Below are 16,777 nucleotides of genomic sequence, written 5' to 3'. Positions count from 1 at the left end.
GGTATGAAACGATTTGCACTGGCGGTCGAGTATGACGGGCAGGCATTCAATGGTTGGCAAATCCAGCCCGATCGCCAGACGGTGCAGGGCGTCATGGAGCAGGCTGTTGGCAAAATGGCTGGTCATCCATTGCGAGTCCATGCCGCCGGGCGCACTGACGCAGGGGTGCATGCCACGCGGCAAATTGTTCACTTTGATACCGATGCCAATCGCCCTGTAACCGCTTGGGTGCGTGGGGTAAATAGCTTCCTGCCGGCGGGGGTTTCGGTCTTGTGGGCGCAGGAAGTGCCCGAACACTTTCACTCGCGTTTTGTCGCCACTGCCCGGCATTATCGCTATCTCTTGTTGCAACACCCCATTCGCCCAAGCCTACTGGCGGGTAAGGTGGGCTGGCTGCATCAGCCGGTGAGTATAGAGGCGATGCAAGCCGCTTCGGCTTATCTATTGGGCGAACATGATTTTTCCAGTTTTCGTGCGGCTGAATGCCAGGCCCTCTCGCCTGTGAAGCAGATGCTGCGAGTCGAAATCGGCCAGCAGGCGAATATGCTGTATTTCGATTTCTCCGCGACGGCGTTCCTGCACCATATGGTGCGCAACATCATGGGGGCCTTACTGCATATCGGCAAAGGCAATGAATCGCCAGACTGGATGGCGTGGCTGCTCGCTCAGCAAAATCGCGCGGTCGCGCCGCCGACTTTTATGCCTGATGGTCTGTATCTGACCGGGGTTTCATATCCCGCCGAGTTTGGTTTGGCGACCGAGCCAGACCGCCGCTATGGCTTGATCTGATGGGGTGCCAATGAAGACCCGAATTAAAATCTGTGGTTTGCGCGATCGCGAGACCTTGTTACAGACCATTGCGCTTGGCGCAGATGCGATTGGCCTAGTGTTTTATCCACCTAGTCCTCGTTGTGTCACAGTCGAGGAAGCTGCGGCGCTGTGCTCGGGCTTACCGGCGTTTGTGAGTTTAGTGGGCTTGTTTGTGAACCCAACTCCAGCTCAGGTGCGGGCGGTGCTGGAGAAAGTGCCGCTCGATTTGCTGCAATTTCATGGCGATGAGAGCTTGGCCGAGTGTGTGCAATACGGGCGCGCATTTATCAAGGCTGTCAGGGTTAAACCTGACATAAATTTGGTAGAATATGCCCAGCAATATGCGCATCCCTTGTGTCGTGGCCTTTTGGTCGATGCTTGGGTGGATGGTGTGCCGGGCGGTACCGGTGAAGCATTTGACTGGCAGTTACTGCCTGCCGATTTGCCGCTGCCGCTGATTTTGTCCGGCGGATTGCATCCAGATAACGTCGCGATGGCCATCGAGCGGGTTAGCCCTTGGGCGGTCGATGTGTCCAGCGGGGTGGAGCGCAGTAAGGGAATCAAGGATTTGGATCGGGTTCAGGCATTTATTGATGCCGTACATAGTGTGAGAAAAAAATGAACGACAGATATCAGCAGCCGGATGCACGTGGTCACTTTGGTCAACATGGCGGTATCTATGTCGCCGAAACCTTGATGCCTGCGTTGGAAGAGCTCAAGCGCGAGTTCGAAGCCGCCATTCAAGATCCGGCGTTTATGGCCGAATATCGCCATGATTTGAAGCATTATGTGGGTCGTCCAAGCCCGATTTATCATGCACAGCGCTGGTCGGAAGCACTGGGCGGCGCACAGATTTATCTGAAACGTGAAGATTTGAATCACACGGGTGCGCATAAGGTCAATAACACCATCGGTCAGGCCTTGCTGGCTCGGCGGATGGGTAAAAAACGAGTGATTGCCGAAACTGGCGCTGGCCAGCATGGCGTGGCTTCGGCCACCGTTGCCGCGCGCTATGGCATGGAGTGCGTGGTGTACATGGGGGCCGAAGACGTGGCCCGTCAGGCACCGAATGTTTTCCGCATGAAGCTCTTGGGCGCCAAAGTGGTTGCGGTTGAATCCGGGACGCGCACGCTCAAAGACGCTATGAATGAAGCGATGCGGGATTGGGTAACCAACGTCGATTCTACTTACTACATCATCGGCACTGCTGCCGGCCCACACCCATACCCACAGCTGGTGCGTGATTTCCAGGTGGTGATTGGCGAAGAATGTAAAGTACAAATGCAGGAAATGCTTGGCCGCCAACCGGATGCGGTGATTGCTTGCGTAGGTGGTGGCTCGAACGCGATTGGTATTTTCCATCCGTATATCCAAGTGCCTGGCGTGCGCCTGATTGGCGTAGAGGCGGGCGGTGATGGGGTTGAAACCGGCCGTCACGCGGCGCCGCTGACTTCCAACGCCAAAGTGGGTGTACTGCACGGCCAGCGCTCGTATCTGATGCACGATGCCGATGGTCAGATCAGCGAAACGCACTCGATTTCTGCCGGCCTCGACTACCCTGGCGTTGGCCCTGAGCATAGCCATCTGAAAGACATTGGTCGCGCCGAATATGTGGCGATTAATGATGATGAAGCCATGCAGGGCTTCCATGATCTGTGTAAGTACGAAGGGATTATCCCGGCGCTGGAATCAAGCCACGCGCTGGCGCAAGCAGCCAAAATGGCCAAGACCATGAGTAAAGACCAAGTACTGCTGGTGAACTTGTCTGGTCGTGGCGATAAAGACATTCCAACCATTGCCCGCAAATTGGGGATTCAACTCTAATCGCCAGGGTATTGCCCTGTAGGCTAATTAATTCATAGGTTTGGTAGATATACCCTCATGTCACGTATTGATTCAGTAATGCAGCAACTGCAGGCGCAACAGCGTCAGGCTCTGATTCCATTTATTACCGCTGGTGATCCTAAGCCCGGCCTGACCGTAGAGCTGATGCATGCACTGGTCGCTGGTGGTGCCGACATCCTTGAGCTGGGCGTGCCATTTTCGGATCCGATGGCCGATGGCCCAGTTATTCAGCGTGCTTCTGAGCGAGCGCTAGCGCACAAAGTCTCACTGCGCACGGTGCTGGAATTGGTGGCGCAATTTCGCCAAACCAATACCACGACCCCTGTGGTTTTGATGGGTTATGCCAATCCGGTTGAGGCGATGGGCTATGAAGTTTTCGCCCAAGCGGCGGTCGCCGCCGGTGTGGATGGTGTATTAACAGTTGACATGCCCCCCGAAGAAGCGGAAGAATCCGTCGCCGTTTACAAACGACACGGTCTAGACCCGATTTTCCTCTTGGCGCCCACAACGCCAGAAGAGCGGGTAAAAGAAGTCGCACGCATGGCCAGTGGCTATGTGTACTACGTGTCGCTGAAAGGCGTAACAGGCTCGGCCAATCTGGACGTTGCCAATGTGGCTGAGAAATTGGCCTTTTTGAAACAATATCTGCAGATTCCGATTGGCGTTGGCTTCGGGATTCGTGATCCGCAATCCGCCCAGCAGGTGGCCCGTGTGGCCGATGCGGTGGTGATTGGCTCACGCTTGGTGCAGGAAGTTGAACAGGGTGAGGCGGGGCTTGCGCAACGTCTGACCGAATTTTTGTCCGCAGTGCGTGCGGCGATGGATAGCGCGCGCGTCTGAGGACGCAGGAGTACACAATGAGCTGGTTGCAGAAACTTTTACCCCCCAAGATCAAGAGCCGTACCACGCCGAATACCTCGGCAGTGCCAGAAGGCCTGTGGAGCAAATGCTCGGCCTGCAGTGCGGTGCTGTATCGCTCGGATCTGGAAAACAACCTGGAAGTGTGCCCGAAGTGCGGCTTTCATAATGCCGTTTCTGCACGAGCGCGGCTCAACCAGCTGCTCGATGCCGAAGGCCGCTATGAAATCGGCTCGGAAGTTAAACCGATCGACATTCTGAAATTCAAGGCCAACAAGCGCTATAGCGACCAGCTGACCGCATCGGCCGCCAGTACAGGTGAAGATGATGCGCTGGTGGTGATGCAGGGCAGTATTCTGACCGTGCCAGTGGTAGTAGCGGCGTTTGAATACAAGTTCATCGGCGGCTCGATGGGCTCGGTGGTGGGCGAGCGTTTTGTGCGTGGCGTAAAAGTGGCGCTGGAAAACGATCTGCCGTTTATTTGTGTGGCCGCTTCCGGTGGCGCGCGGATGATGGAAGGCTTGAATTCCCTGATGCAGATGGCCAAAACCAATGCCATTCTCACCAAACTGTCAGAGAAAAACCTGCCGTTTGTATCCCTGCTCACCGACCCGACCATGGGTGGGGTATCGGCCTCATTTGCCTTCCTAGGTGATGTGGTGATGGCCGAGCCGGGCGCGCTGATTGGCTTTGCCGGGCCGCGTGTGATCGAGCAAACCGTGCGCGAAAAACTGCCGGAAGGCTTTCAGCGCTCGGAATTCCTGCTGGAAAAAGGCGCTATCGATATGATCGTCGATCGGCGCGAGCTGCGTCAGCGTCTGGCTGATGTGTTGACCCTCTTGAACAATCAGGCTGCTGTGAATTAATGACTGCTGCAAGGTTAAGTGAGGCCAATTCGCTGGCCGAATGGCTGAGCTACCTTGAAGGTTTGCACCCTATGGCCATCGATATGGGGCTGGCACGGGTGCAAGCGGTACAGCAGCAAATGGCCTTGGTGCCAACTTGTCCGGTCATCACCGTGGCGGGAACCAATGGCAAGGGCTCGGTCTGCGCCATGCTCAGTAAAATTCTGAGCTTGGCGGGCTACAAAGTGGGCACTTATACCTCGCCGCATCTGCTGTATTACAACGAGCGGATTGCTATCAATGGCCAGCCCGCGGCGGATCACGACATCGTGGCCAGCTTTGCCCAGATTGAAGCCGCCCGCGGCGATGTATCTCTGAGCTATTTCGAATTTGGCACCTTAGCGGCCGTGCACCACTTTATGCAATCGGCAGTAGATGTCATGGTGCTGGAAGTGGGTTTAGGTGGTCGTCTGGATGCCGTGAATATCTTTGAGCCCACCGCCTCGGCGGTGGTGACCATCGGGATCGACCATCAAGCCTATTTGGGTGACACGCGCGAAGCCATTGCGCTAGAAAAAGCCGGCGTCTATCGCGCGGCTGTGCCGGCCTTTTGTGCTGATCCGCAGCCACCCCACACCTTGCTTGAACATGCTGCGCAGATCGGCGCGCCATTGCAGCTGATTGGCCGTGATTTTGGCTACGCACTGCAGGCAGAAGGTCAGCAGTGGAGCTGGCAAGGGGCCAATGGTATTCGTAAAAACGCCTTGCCCATTCCGGCTTTGCGCGGCAAATATCAACTGGCAAACGCCAGCTTGGTCATCGCCTTGCTCGAGGCGCTCAAGCCGCAGCTTCCTGTGAGCTTAAACGACATCAAACGTGGCCTGCTTGAAGTCGAGTGGCCGGCTCGTTTCCAGGTATTGCCCGGCAGGCCAGTTGTGGTGCTGGATGTAGCGCATAACCCCCATGCGGCATTGGTTTTTAAAAGCTGCCTTGACCAGATGGCGTATCACCCGGTGACACATGCTGTGCTGGGTATGATGCAGGATAAAGATGTCGCGGGTGTGCTCGACATTGTGGCCGACCGGATTGATGTTTGGCATGTGGCTGCCCCGCAATTGCCGCGTGCGCTGCCAGCCGCGCAGCTGGCCGAGCTTATCTTGCAACGGGCACCACGGGCACGGGTAGTGCAATACGAAAGTGTTGAAAAAGCTTACCGTGCCGCCTGTGAGAGCGCTGCCGAAGCTGATAGAATCTTGGTCTTTGGATCTTTCTTCACCGTGTCGGAAGTGCTGCAGGCACGCGGATAATTTTATGGCGAATGTAAGCGACGAATTGTTGCAGCTGCGTAAACGAGCGCGGCGACGTTTGGTTGGGGCGATCGCCTTGGTGGTTTTTGCATTAACCGTGCTGTGGACGGCACTGGATGGCGAGCCACCTAAATCCTTACTTGAGCAACAAACCGTCGAAATCATTTCCAGCGCACCGGCTTTATCGTCGGTCGTCAGTCTCAACTCACCACAGCCCGCTAGCAGTCAGGTCGCCAGCGCTGTAGTCGCAGAGGCAAGTGCCGCCATCGAAGCCGAGTCACTGCCTGCCGAGCCGGTTGCGGATGCCTCACGTGTTGCGCCGGTGGCCTTGCCAGGTAAATTGGTGACGCATCAGGAAAACGCGCCGAAAGCGGTCGAGCCTGCCCAGCCCGTGGAAGTTGTCAAAGCGCCAAGCCCTAAACCAAGTGCTAAACCTGCGCCAACCCCCAAACCCACGGCTAAGCCCACACCGCTGAGCACCAAAAAGCCGCAAGCCACCAAAGCCCCGGCTGCCGATCCCAAAGCAATTCTCGAAGGCGGCGGTTTGCCACCTGCAAGCAGTAGTAGCGATAAAATCTATTACATTCAGATTGGTGCGTTTGCTGACGCTGAAAAAGCCGCGCAAACCGTGAAAAAACTGAAAGACGCTGGTATTCCGGCACGCAGCGAAGTTGTAACGACCAGCAAAGGCGAGCTAACCCGCGTGCGCATTGGCCCGGGTAATGATGAGGCCAAGGCCAAAGTCTGGCTCAAGCGGCTGGAGTCGCTGGGTGTGCAAGGTACTCTGGTTAGCAAACCTGCACCATGACCCAGTTTGATTACATTGTGCTTAGCGTGCTTGGTTTATCCATGCTGCTATCGGTGTTGCGCGGTTTAACGCAAGAGATCATGGCGCTGCTGGCTTGGGTGCTGGCTTTCTGGGCTGCTAGTCATTTTGCCGAAACCGTTGCCGCTTGGCTGCCGGCAAGCTTGCAGATTGAGAGCCTGCGCTATATTGCGGCTTTCGTGGTGGTGTTTTTTGTGACGTGGCTGCTGTCGGCCATTGTGCGCATCACCTTGAATCAGTTTATTACGGCCACTGGCCTCAAGCCGGTGGATCGCCTGCTTGGGGCATTGTTTGGCATTGCGCGTGGCTTTTTGCTGTTGCTCACCTTAGTGATGCTGGCGGGACTAACGAGCTATCCGCGCTCGCCGGAATGGCGAAATGCCATGTTTAGCCCGCTGTTTGAGCGTAGCGCCGAATTAGTCAAACCATTGCTGCCGCCGGTGCTGGCCAGCAAGGTCAAATTTGAATGAATTTTTGCAAGTCGAAGGGGCTCTGACCAATGTGTGGCATTCTAGGTGTGGTCGCCAAAACGCCGGTTAATCAAATGTTGTACGATGGCCTTCTGGTGCTTCAGCACCGCGGCCAAGATGCAGCCGGTATCGTAACCGCCGAGCAGCATGTGCTGCATATGCATAAAGGGCAGGGTCTGGTGCGCGATGTATTTCGCACCCGCAATATGCGCTCTTTGCAAGGCAACGCGGGGATTGGCCATGTGCGCTATCCAACTGCAGGTTCTGCCTCTAGTCTGGCCGAGGCGCAGCCGTTTTACGTCAATAGCCCGTTCGGGATTGTGTTGGCCCACAACGGCAATCTGACCAACGACAAGCAGCTGAAAGAAGAGATGTATCGCACCGACCTGCGTCACATCAACACCAATTCAGATTCCGAAGCACTCTGTAATGTATTCGCGCACGAAATTTCACGTCGCGTGAGTGGCCCGCAAGTGGATGCGGCGACCATCTTCGAGGCAATTAAAGCCGTACACGGCCGTGTGAAAGGCGCTTATGCAGTGGTGGCGATCATTGCCGGCTTTGGTATGGTGGCCTTCCGTGATCCGCATGGCATCCGCCCGCTGACACTGGGCGTGCATGAAACGCCGGAAGGGCGCGAATATATGGTCGCCAGCGAATCGGTGGCCTTGGATGTCTTGGGCTTTAAATTTGAGCGCGATATTGCCCCCGGCGAAGCGATTTATGTGACTTTTGATGGCGAGTTTTATAGCCAGCAATGCCACAGCAGCCCGCAACTGATTCCATGTATTTTCGAGCATGTGTACTTTGCCCGCCCTGATACCATCATCGATGGCATCTCTGTGCACGAAGCACGCCTGAAAATGGGCGAGCAGCTGGCCGAGAAAGTACGCCAGCAAGTGCCGGCGCTGGATATCGATGTGGTGATTCCGATTCCGGATACCAGCCGTGATGCCGCACTGCAATTGGCCGACGCGCTGGGCCTGCCGTATCGTGAAGGCTTTATGAAGAACCGCTATATCGGCCGTACCTTCATCATGCCGGGGCAGGCTAGCCGTAAAAAATCGGTGCGCCAGAAATTGAACCCGATTGCAGTCGAATTCCGTGGCAAAAACGTGCTGCTGGTGGATGACTCGATCGTGCGCGGTACTACCTCGAAAGAAATCGTGCAGATGGTGCGCGATTCGGGGGCGAAAAAGGTGTACCTGGCTTCAGCTGCGCCACCGGTGAAATTCCCTCACGTGTATGGCATTGATATGCCAACCCGTAATGAGCTGATTGCCACTGGCCGTGATGAAGTACAAATAGCCGCCGAAATCGGTGCTGATGGCGTGATTTATCAAGATCTTAGCGCGCTGATTCAAGCCTGTAGTGATGCCAGCGGTGGCAAAATTAGCGTGTTTGAAACTTCCTGCTTTGATGGCCGCTATATCACCGGCGACATCACCGATGCTTATCTGGATGAACTGGAAGCCAAACGCCTGTCGCCGCTCTCGACCAAAGCCGATAACACGGGCTCGGTAGTCGACCTCAATATTGGTGTTGGTGAGCAAAATTTGATTTAATGGCCTGAGAACGCCATGCAACGGGAGCTTTGGCTCCCGTTTTTCTTGGCGCCGCAGTTGAATAAAAAGACAAAGGAATACTGATGTTTGACCTGGATGATCTGCACCCCGAAACCCTGGCCGTGCGCGCGGGCACGCTGCGTACCGAGTTTGGCGAACACTCCGATGCCATACATCTGACTTCAAGTTTTGTGGTGGGCTCGGCCGAAGAAGCCGCACTCAAATTCACCGGGCAAATGCCAGGCTACATTTATTCACGCTTTACCAATCCGACCGTGAGCGCCTTTGAGCAACGCTTGGCGGCGCTGGAAGGGGGTGAGCGCGCGGTGGCGACCGCTTCCGGCATGAGCGCGATTTTGGCGTTATGCATGGGACTTTTGAAGGCAGGCGATCATATCGTGTCGTCCAATAGCCTATTTGGCGCGACGATTCAGCTGTTTAATGCCTACCTGGGTAAGTTTGGCGTTACGGTGAGCTATGTGTCACCTACCGAGCCCGCGGCGTGGGCCGCTGCCGTTACGCCGAACACCAAGCTGTTTTTCCTCGAAACGCCGTCCAATCCACTGACTGAAATTGCCGATTTGGCTGCGATTAGTGCGATTGCTCATCAGCATGGTGCTTTGTTGGTGGTGGACAATTGTTTCTGCTCACCGGCCTTGCAGCAGCCTTTGAAACTGGGGGCAGACATCGTTGTGCATTCGGCTACCAAATACATCGACGGGCAAGGGCGTGTGCTGGGTGGCGCGGTGGTGGGCAGTCACGCGATGCTGGAGCCGATATATCTGTTCCTGCGCACTGCCGGCCCGACTTTGTCGCCATTTAATGCCTGGGTGCTACTCAAAGGCCTAGAAACCTTGGGTATCCGTATGAAAGCGCATTGCGAAAACGCACTCAAATTGGCTACGTGGCTAGAGGCGCAGCCGCAAGTGAGCAAAGTCTACTATCCGGGGCTGACCAGTCATCCGCAATACGAGCTAGCGCAGCGCCAGCAAACCGGCGGCGGCGGGGTGGTGTCTTTTGATCTGGTGGGGGGCAAAGCGGCTGCTTGGGCCTTGATTGATCGCGTGCAACTGATGAGCCGCACCGCTAATCTGGGCGACACGCGCACCACCATCACGCATCCGGCGACCACCTCGCATGGCCGCCTGACACCGGAAGCCCGCGCCGCTGCGGGTATTGGCGATGGTTTGGTGCGTATTTCGGTGGGCTTGGAACACGTGGATGATCTGATTCGCGATTTGCAGCAGGGCCTCTAAACAGCGGCGCTGATGCTAAGCACTCCACGTAAAAAACGGCACCTTGGGTGCCGTTTTTCTTGATGCCTTGCAATATACCCTTAGTGGGTATTGCTCCCAATTAAAGGAAATAATTGAGTACACCATCCATACCCACGGTGTTGATCACGTACGGGGCTTCAGCCTGAACTTTGGGCTTGGCATGCAGCGCCACGCCAAAGCCAGCGGCGTGCAGCATCGGCAAGTCATTGGCCCCATCGCCCATGGCCACCACTTGCTCGGGGCGCAGACCCAGCGTTTCGCGGTGGGCAATCAGCTCGGTTTTCTTGCGCTCGGCATTGATAATATCGCCCACCACGCGGCCGGTGAGCTTGCCGTTTTCGACTTCCAGCACATTGGCAATGGTGGTGGTCAGGCCCAGCCGAGCCTGTAGTTTTTCAGTAAAGAAAGTAAAACCGCCCGAGATCAGCAAGGTTTTGGCGCCGGCCGCCTGAAAGCCTTTCAGCATGGCCTCGGCACCTGGCATCAGGCGCAAGCGCTCGCTGTACACGCGCTCCAAGGCGCTTTCTTCTAGCCCGGCTAGTAGGGCCACCCGACGGGTGAGGCTGGCATTGAAATCCAGCTCACCGCGCATTGCGGCAGCGGTAATGGCAGCGACCTCTGGCTTAATGCCGACCATGTCGGCAATTTCATCAATGCACTCGATGGTGATCAGGGTGGAATCCATGTCCATCACCACCAGACCAATGTCAGTGACGCGGATGTCTTCGGGAATAAACGCAAAATCCAGCGCATTGGATTGGCAAAAATCAGCTACTGCCTCTTCATTGGCGATGTCGGCGCCCTGCAGGCGAAAGCCTTGCTGATGGATAGCCTCGATGCTGTGCGCGCCAGCAAGGCGGGCCAATTGCTTGAGGTGCTGGGTTTCAATGTGCGGAGCCTGAATAACAAGACGGTGCATGCGGATCTTCTCGTGGATTAAAAAGGCGCCTCAGGCGGATTGGCCGGTTTGAGGCTTTGAAAAATCATGGCAAAAATCGCAGCCACCAGCACCCCGAGCAGGGTTTCAAGCAGGCGATTTTCAGCGGCCTGCTTCGCGAGTTGGCCATGCAGGCCAAAAAAGGCCAGCAATATATAAATCAGCAGGGTACTAACGGCAGCGATGTACATCAGCCCATTGGCAAAGGCGATCGGCAGTAGGGCGGCCACCAGCGAAATGAGCGCCAGCAGTAGCCACAAATTATGTAAGGGAAAAATCAGCCACCAGGCTAGCAATGAAGCTAGCAACACCCCCACGATCCGCAGCCAGATATTGGTCATGGTTTGGGCGTGTTCGGGTTTGAATACCATCAAGGTGGTAATCGCCGCGATGCTAGGCACCGATAGGCCCGCTTGATGGGCAATAAAAAAGCTAAAGGTGCAGGCAAAGGCCAGCAAAATGCCAAAAGTCAGCCCAGCCCGTTCGCCTTTGCGCAGTGAATGATACTCACGCCGCCAATTCGGTGGCTTTACTAGATTGAGCGGGTTATTCATCCGCGGCGCAAACGCCATACTCAGCGCCATGGTTAGCACCGCGCCCAGCACATACATCGGTAAAAAATCCGCGGTGATAAAAGAGCCCGGATACCCCACCAGATAAGCGCTGGCCATCGAGCGCAGGGTGATATCTAACGTAAAACCCGCTGCCATATTGGCGCCAATGAGGCTAATGAGCACCACAATGCCGCTGAGCCACCAGCCCCAGTGCTCATTGAGGCTCATACTGAGCGTAGCGGCGGCCAGAATGGCCAGATTGCCCAGTAGCATGCTTTCCAGCCGTACACGGCGGCGATGGCCAATATCGCTAATCAGCGTATAAAAAACAGCAAAGCCCAGCATGCCGGCTTGCATCGGCTGCCCCAGCCACAATAAAACCCCGAGTGGCAAAGCAAACGCCATTGCCCCCAGCAACATGCGCGAGGGGTGAAAGGCTTTGAGCTGGGGTTTAAGCGGGGCCAGCAGCTGGGCAAGCATTAGGCGAGGCTCAAGCGCCGTGGCACTTTTTGAATTTTTTACCCGAGCCGCAATGGCAAGGGTCGTTGCGGCCCACTTTCGGCTCTTCGCGAACCACTTGCTCAACCTTGCCGAATTTATTTTCCAACACGTAGTACATTACGTCTTCGATGTGCCATGGCAGCTCGGAAATTCGCTCTTCGCGCTCCTTGATGCCCAGCAGACTCTGGCCCTCTTCAAGGTCTTCTTCATCGGTCAGGGCCAGTGCCAGAATTTTATCCACGGCGCTATCGAGCTCTTCGCTCTGGCTTAAGAGCTTATCCCAAGCCTCGGCGCGGGCTTCAATCCCGGCATAAAAACCGGACGCCCAGTAGGCCCCCATGGTTTTTTGCCAGCGCTCGTCTTGTTCTTCATCCGACAAAATCACCGGCACATACAGTGGATTTTCGCCTGGATTATCGCGGCGGCTGATGGAAAATGCGGCCTTGATGCTAGCCATATGCTGGCGAATCAGGCTAAAGATCTCGTCCGCTTCGGCGTGCGAGTCAAATTCGGGGGGCGTCCCGGCAAAAACGGCGGGCAGCCATTCGTCTTCGGCGACTTCGTCCGGGCCGATGGCGAGGGCCACCAGAAAGCCATCAAGCATTTCCACGTCCATGGTTTCGCCGGGTGTACGGGGCGACATCAGAAAGCCATCGAGTGCTTCGAGCTGATCGTTAGTGAGTAAGGTGTTGCTCATGATTGAATTTCCATTGATGAAGATCGGCGATCAGCCATTCGTTAAATTCCCGACTGCCGGGGCGAAAGCCATAGCGATAAAAAAAACCATAGGCGGTGTGAGTGCTGTGCACTTGCAATTGTGCCAGCTGCGCGCAATGACCATGCAGGGCGATTTCTTGCAACAGCGCGGCGCCAATGCCCTGATCTTGCCAGGCGGGGGCCACCAGGAGCACATTGATTTCGCCATCGTTATTCAGTTGCGCCACGCCTTGCAGCACACCCGCTTGCGTCGCAACGAGGCTCACCAATTGGGCCGCCGGCGGATGGGTGAGCAGATACAAAATCTCCTCTTGCCAGCGGGCCATGTCTTCGGCGCTTAAATCCTGTAAATCCAGCTCATCGCAGGCGAGCAAGCTATCGCGCACGATCTCGGCGAGTGGGGCTAAATCGCTGCTTTGCAGCGGGCGTATCAGCGTATGCATTGGCAAATTATACCGGTTTCGGCGCAGCGCCGGCAGCAACGCTGCTTGAGCGGCGAATTGTTGTATTTGATTTCGATATGCTTACGCATTGATGAACGAGCGTGCAGACAATGGCATGATGAAAAGCTGATGACGAATAAGGCGGGTAAGAGCGTGTTTAAAATCAGGCTGTTGGCGTTAGGGGGCTTAGGGCTGGTTGGGGTGCAATCGGCTAACGCGGTGACGGCGCAGGAATATGCCGCCTTGCAGCACTATGCCCAACAGCTTAACCCGTCCGCCGCCAGCACGGCGACGCTGGTGCCGGGTGAGCGGCCATTACGCCGTGGTATGCAGGGTGAAGACGTGAAATTGGCCAAGCAGCGGCTGACCGAGCTGGGTTTTCCGCTGCCGCTGGATGAGCAATTTGGCCCCGAGCTAGATGCTACTTTGCGTGAGTTTCAGCTGGGCCTGAGCATGAAAGAAGATGGGGTGCTGGATAAACAAACCCGCTTTAATCTCAATCTCACCGATTCCAAGCGGGCCGCTTTGCTGCAATGGCAATTACCGCAAATGTATACCCTGCTACAGCATGCGCCTGAACGCTATGTAGTAATTAATATTCCAGCCTATACCCTCACGGCCTATCAGGGCGGGCAGCAAGTTTTAAGCTCGCGGATTGTCATTGGCAAAACCGATCGCGAAACGCCGCTGCTGGCCACCCAGATTGCCGCGATTAAATACAACCCGAACTGGAGTGTGCCGCCGGTGGTGATCAAACATGATCTGCAGCAGGGCGGCAAACTGAATCTGGCCAAAATCCAGAAGCATAAATTGCGCATGCTCGATGCGGACGGCAATGCCGTCGATCCGGCCACCGTATCGGCTGAAGGCGGCTTGGGGCGCTATCGCTTTGTGCAAGACCCCGGCGCGAATAATGCCTTGGGGCGGCTGAAATTCGAGCTAACCGCCAGCAATGGCATTTACTTGCACGATACGCCCAGCAAGGGGCTATTCGGCCGGGAAAACCGTGCAGCGTCGTCGGGCTGCGTGCGGGTACAGCAATGGCAGCAGTTGGCGGCTTGGGTGCTGGGGGTGAATGCCGGCACCATTGGCCAGCGGGTGGCGAGCAAAAAAACCTACACCGAAGCGGTGGCCGCGCCGGTGAAAGTGTATTTTGTGTATTGGCCCGCTCAGCTGGAGGGCGAGAAAGTACGCTGGTATGCCGATATTTATCAGCAATATCAAACCAGCCGCGGGATTAATGCCGCGCTGAAATTGCCAGACAATCCGGCGCCCAGCGCGATTGGCCAGGTCGCCACCGCCCCCAAACCTTAGCCAGGGGCCAAGCGCTCGCGTAGCGCTTCGACAATAAAATCAATGAACACCCGGTATTTACGTGGAACCGAAGCGCGAAAAGGGTAGACGAGGTATACCGGGGTGGGGTTGGCATGCCACTCAGGCAGTAAGGGCTCCAGTAGCCCGAGCTCGCAATAGGTTTGCCCCACAAATTGGGGCAACAACGCAATGCCATAACCACAGATTGCGCTGACCGCCAGCGTGGGGTTGGTGTCGCTACATAAAATCGGTTGCAGTGGGGCGGTCAGCTCTTGCTCGCCATTGAGCAAGCGCCATGCGCGCGAATGTTGGTAATCATCATTAATCAGCGTGGTGTGCTGCAATAGCTGATCCGGATGCGTCAGCGGTGGCGCGCTGGCCAGATAGCGGGGCGAGGCATACAGCTTATCATGGGCATAGCCCAGCGTTTTGGCCACCAGTCGTTCATCGCCCACCCGGCCGACCCGAATACAAAAATCCACCCCGTCCGCCCCAGGCGAAATCAGCCGGTTATTGGAATCCACCCGAATCCGCAAGCCCGGGTGTAAACGCGCCAGCTCGGCCATCAAAGGGCCGACTGCATACTGCGATAGCGATGGCGTGGTGCTGATCCATAAATCGCCATCCAGGCCTTGCTGGGTGTCTTCAATATCCAGCCGGACCTGGCCGAGCAGCTCGCGCAAGGCCACCGCATGAGGTAAGAGTTTTTGCCCGCTCTCGGTCAGCGTCATCCGCCGGGTACTACGCAGCACCAGCACGGTGGCGAGCTCTTGCTCTAATTCACGGATTAATTGGCTGATATGACTTTTGGCGCACCCACGCTCAGCGGCGGCAGCGGTAAAGCTGCCAAGACGGGCCAGTGCTTCAAAGGCAAGTAAGGAATCGGGTGGCAGGATTGTTTTCATGAGAGAACGGAGTGTTTGTTTTTTAACGCTTATCGGCGGATTAGCGCCCGTCTATGATGAGTGCATCGAGACATTAATGCAATATCAAAAACAAAAGGAGCTGATCATGCTACGGTTTCTTACTGAGCTTGTTCGTCGCTTACGAGAAGGCGCGCGTACCCCCGCTTACGATGCTTTTTCGCACTCACCTTTCTATTTAAATAGCCACTGGCAACAGCCACAACGCCGGCGGCCGCTGTGCTGCGAGGAAGAAACCCTGGAGCGCTTGCGCGATCGTTGGCGGATTATGTAATTGAGACCGTACGTAATGGCAACAGCCGCTGAAGTCAGCGCCAGTGATTGAACGTGCCAGCGGTAGTCCCCAAAAAAACAATGCCCCGTTAATCCGGGGCATTGTTTTATGTACAGAGTAGCGCTTATTGCTGCTGTTTATGCAGCGCGGTGGTGGGGTAAGTGCCCACCGCCTTTTGCAAATCACGAATAGCGGCGCTGAGCTGATCTTGAAAATGCGCCTCCACCAATAGGGTGCTCGAAACATCTTCCATCCCATCGTGAATGATGCTCATCAGGGCGTTTTCTTGGCTGTCGGTGAGCTGCAGCCCTACCAGCGCGACTTCCACCCGCATGATGATGTTATTCAGAATCAGCGAAGCCGACGCCCGGCCAGTGCGTTGTAGCTCATCAATATTGGCCAGCGTTTCGGTCAGCTGCTGGATGGTTTGCTCAATGACCGAGCCGCGTGATTCGGATTCGGCGGAGGTGTTAAGCGAATCCAGCCGTACTTCGGCGGCCTCCACCAGCATGGCAAGGTGATCGCGTAGCCGCCCGCAACGCTCGGGGTCGTCTTGCGGTAAATTGGTAATCAGGGTGCGGGTATGCGGGTAGGTGATGGCGAGGCGATTGCGGTATTGGGTGATCCGGTCCATGCCCGCCATATGCTGCAAGATGGAGGATTCAAGCTCCGAAGCTGGACCATGCTGATTCACAATCAAAGAGTCACCATTGGGCAGCAGCAACTGCACCACGCTATTGACCTCAAACATCGCTTGCGCATTGACCAGCTCGCTAGCCAAGGCCAGCGGTGTTTGGCATAAATTGAAGCGCTTGATGGCTTCAATCACCATGCCAGTTTCGCTCATGCTGGTCATGGCCACCATGGCGGTATTGGTGGCGTATTGACTTTGGGATTTGAGCTGCTGGCGCTCTTGTACCCGGCGCAAAGTCTGGATCACCTTGGCTTCCAGCACCTTCGGATTGATCGGCTTGAGCAGGTAATCTTCGCCACCAATTTCAAAGCCTTGCAGCCGATCATCGATACTATCGAGCGCCGATAAAAAAATCACCGGAATATCGCAGGTATCAAAATCGTCTTTTAGCTCTCGGCATAGCGTATAGCCATCCATGCCGGGCATTTGCACATCGGCAATGATGAGCTGCGGATGCTGTTGTCGCGCTTTATCGAGCGCTTCTTGCCCGGATTCGGCGGTAATCAGCTGGCAGCTTTCGCTCAGGGCATCATGCAGAAAATCCAGCATGAAAAGGTCATCATCAACGATCAGTACACTTGGTTGCTCTGCTTGCGACATGGTGTGATCCTATTTTT

Annotated in this window: 18 protein-coding genes; 12 read left to right on the top strand and 6 right to left on the bottom strand. The window is 55.8% G+C overall.

Features of this window, described 5'->3' with window-relative positions; genetic code table 11:
• Positions 1-3: 3 nt before the first annotated feature.
• The 10 genes from truA (at position 4) to QV747_RS03100 (ending at position 9,782) form a co-directional block, all read left to right on the top strand.
• Positions 4-789: a tRNA pseudouridine(38-40) synthase TruA gene (gene truA / locus QV747_RS03145; protein WP_273429031.1), complete on the top strand. Its 786-nt coding sequence runs from the start codon at positions 4-6 to the stop codon at positions 787-789.
• A gap of 10 nt (positions 790-799) precedes the next feature.
• Complete coding sequence (locus QV747_RS03140; RefSeq protein WP_273429030.1) at positions 800-1,432, top strand: phosphoribosylanthranilate isomerase; 633 nt, start codon at positions 800-802, stop codon at positions 1,430-1,432.
• On the top strand, positions 1,429-2,634 hold the full coding sequence (gene trpB / locus QV747_RS03135) for a tryptophan synthase subunit beta (RefSeq protein ID WP_028449393.1): 1,206 nt from the start codon (positions 1,429-1,431) through the stop codon (positions 2,632-2,634). Before QV747_RS03140 ends, trpB begins: the two co-directional genes overlap by 4 nt.
• Positions 2,635-2,691: 57 nt before the next feature.
• Positions 2,692-3,495, top strand: a complete 804-nt coding sequence (gene trpA, locus QV747_RS03130) for a tryptophan synthase subunit alpha (RefSeq protein ID WP_273429028.1) — start codon at positions 2,692-2,694, stop codon at positions 3,493-3,495.
• 17 nt (positions 3,496-3,512) lie between these two features.
• Positions 3,513-4,379, top strand: a complete 867-nt coding sequence (accD, locus tag QV747_RS03125) for an acetyl-CoA carboxylase, carboxyltransferase subunit beta (protein ID WP_273429027.1) — start codon at positions 3,513-3,515, stop codon at positions 4,377-4,379.
• Positions 4,379-5,665: a bifunctional tetrahydrofolate synthase/dihydrofolate synthase gene (folC, locus tag QV747_RS03120; RefSeq protein ID WP_273429026.1), complete on the top strand. Its 1,287-nt coding sequence runs from the start codon at positions 4,379-4,381 to the stop codon at positions 5,663-5,665. Before accD ends, folC begins: the two co-directional genes overlap by 1 nt.
• Positions 5,666-5,669: 4 nt before the next feature.
• Positions 5,670-6,473: an SPOR domain-containing protein gene (locus QV747_RS03115; RefSeq protein WP_273429024.1), complete on the top strand. Its 804-nt coding sequence runs from the start codon at positions 5,670-5,672 to the stop codon at positions 6,471-6,473.
• On the top strand, positions 6,470-6,961 hold the full coding sequence (locus tag QV747_RS03110; protein WP_028449388.1) for a CvpA family protein: 492 nt from the start codon (positions 6,470-6,472) through the stop codon (positions 6,959-6,961). The genes QV747_RS03115 and QV747_RS03110 overlap by 4 nt, the downstream gene beginning before the upstream one ends.
• Positions 6,962-6,990: 29 nt before the next feature.
• Positions 6,991-8,526 (top strand): amidophosphoribosyltransferase, encoded by a 1,536-nt coding sequence (gene purF / locus QV747_RS03105; RefSeq protein WP_028449387.1) that lies wholly within the window; start codon positions 6,991-6,993, stop codon positions 8,524-8,526.
• 83 nt (positions 8,527-8,609) lie between these two features.
• A complete protein-coding gene (locus QV747_RS03100) occupies positions 8,610-9,782 on the top strand; it encodes an O-succinylhomoserine sulfhydrylase (RefSeq protein WP_273429022.1) in 1,173 nt (390 codons plus the stop codon).
• A gap of 100 nt (positions 9,783-9,882) precedes the next feature.
• Here the strand turns inward: QV747_RS03100 and serB are convergent, their stop codons facing one another.
• The 4 genes from serB to QV747_RS03080 are packed head-to-tail and all read right to left on the bottom strand — an operon-like array spanning position 9,883 to position 12,955.
• Entirely contained in the window at positions 9,883-10,722 is an 840-nt protein-coding gene (serB, locus tag QV747_RS03095; protein ID WP_273429020.1) for a phosphoserine phosphatase SerB, read from the bottom strand.
• A gap of 17 nt (positions 10,723-10,739) precedes the next feature.
• A complete protein-coding gene (locus QV747_RS03090; protein ID WP_028449384.1) occupies positions 10,740-11,774 on the bottom strand; it encodes an FUSC family protein in 1,035 nt (344 codons plus the stop codon).
• Positions 11,775-11,784: 10 nt separating this feature from the next.
• Positions 11,785-12,492, bottom strand: a complete 708-nt coding sequence (locus tag QV747_RS03085) for a UPF0149 family protein (RefSeq protein WP_273429017.1) — start codon at positions 12,490-12,492, stop codon at positions 11,785-11,787.
• On the bottom strand, positions 12,470-12,955 hold the full coding sequence (locus tag QV747_RS03080) for a GNAT family N-acetyltransferase (protein ID WP_034619140.1): 486 nt from the start codon (positions 12,953-12,955) through the stop codon (positions 12,470-12,472). Before QV747_RS03080 ends, QV747_RS03085 begins: the two co-directional genes overlap by 23 nt.
• Positions 12,956-13,084: 129 nt before the next feature.
• Here QV747_RS03080 and QV747_RS03075 point away from each other — a divergent pair, with 129 nt between their 5' ends.
• Positions 13,085-14,269 (top strand): L,D-transpeptidase family protein, encoded by a 1,185-nt coding sequence (locus tag QV747_RS03075; RefSeq protein ID WP_273429015.1) that lies wholly within the window; start codon positions 13,085-13,087, stop codon positions 14,267-14,269.
• Here QV747_RS03075 and QV747_RS03070 read toward each other — a convergent pair.
• Complete coding sequence (locus QV747_RS03070; RefSeq protein WP_028449381.1) at positions 14,266-15,174, bottom strand: LysR family transcriptional regulator; 909 nt, start codon at positions 15,172-15,174, stop codon at positions 14,266-14,268. The two genes, QV747_RS03075 and QV747_RS03070, sit on opposite strands and share 4 nt — an antisense overlap.
• Between QV747_RS03070 and QV747_RS03065 the strand changes: the two genes are divergently transcribed.
• Positions 15,173-15,466 (top strand): hypothetical protein, encoded by a 294-nt coding sequence (locus QV747_RS03065; protein ID WP_273429013.1) that lies wholly within the window; start codon positions 15,173-15,175, stop codon positions 15,464-15,466. The two genes, QV747_RS03070 and QV747_RS03065, sit on opposite strands and share 2 nt — an antisense overlap.
• 124 nt (positions 15,467-15,590) lie before the next feature.
• Here the strand turns inward: QV747_RS03065 and QV747_RS03060 are convergent, their stop codons facing one another.
• Positions 15,591-16,760, bottom strand: a complete 1,170-nt coding sequence (locus QV747_RS03060; RefSeq protein WP_047391869.1) for a two-component system response regulator — start codon at positions 16,758-16,760, stop codon at positions 15,591-15,593.
• Positions 16,761-16,777: the final 17 nt, after the last annotated feature.

Origin of the sequence: uncultured Chitinibacter sp. (genome assembly GCF_945957625.1) — a bacterium.
Classification (GTDB): domain Bacteria; phylum Pseudomonadota; class Gammaproteobacteria; order Burkholderiales; family Chitinibacteraceae; genus Chitinibacter; species Chitinibacter tainanensis.
Note: the sequence above shows the minus strand (reverse complement) of the source record. Positions and strands in the feature narration are given on the sequence as shown.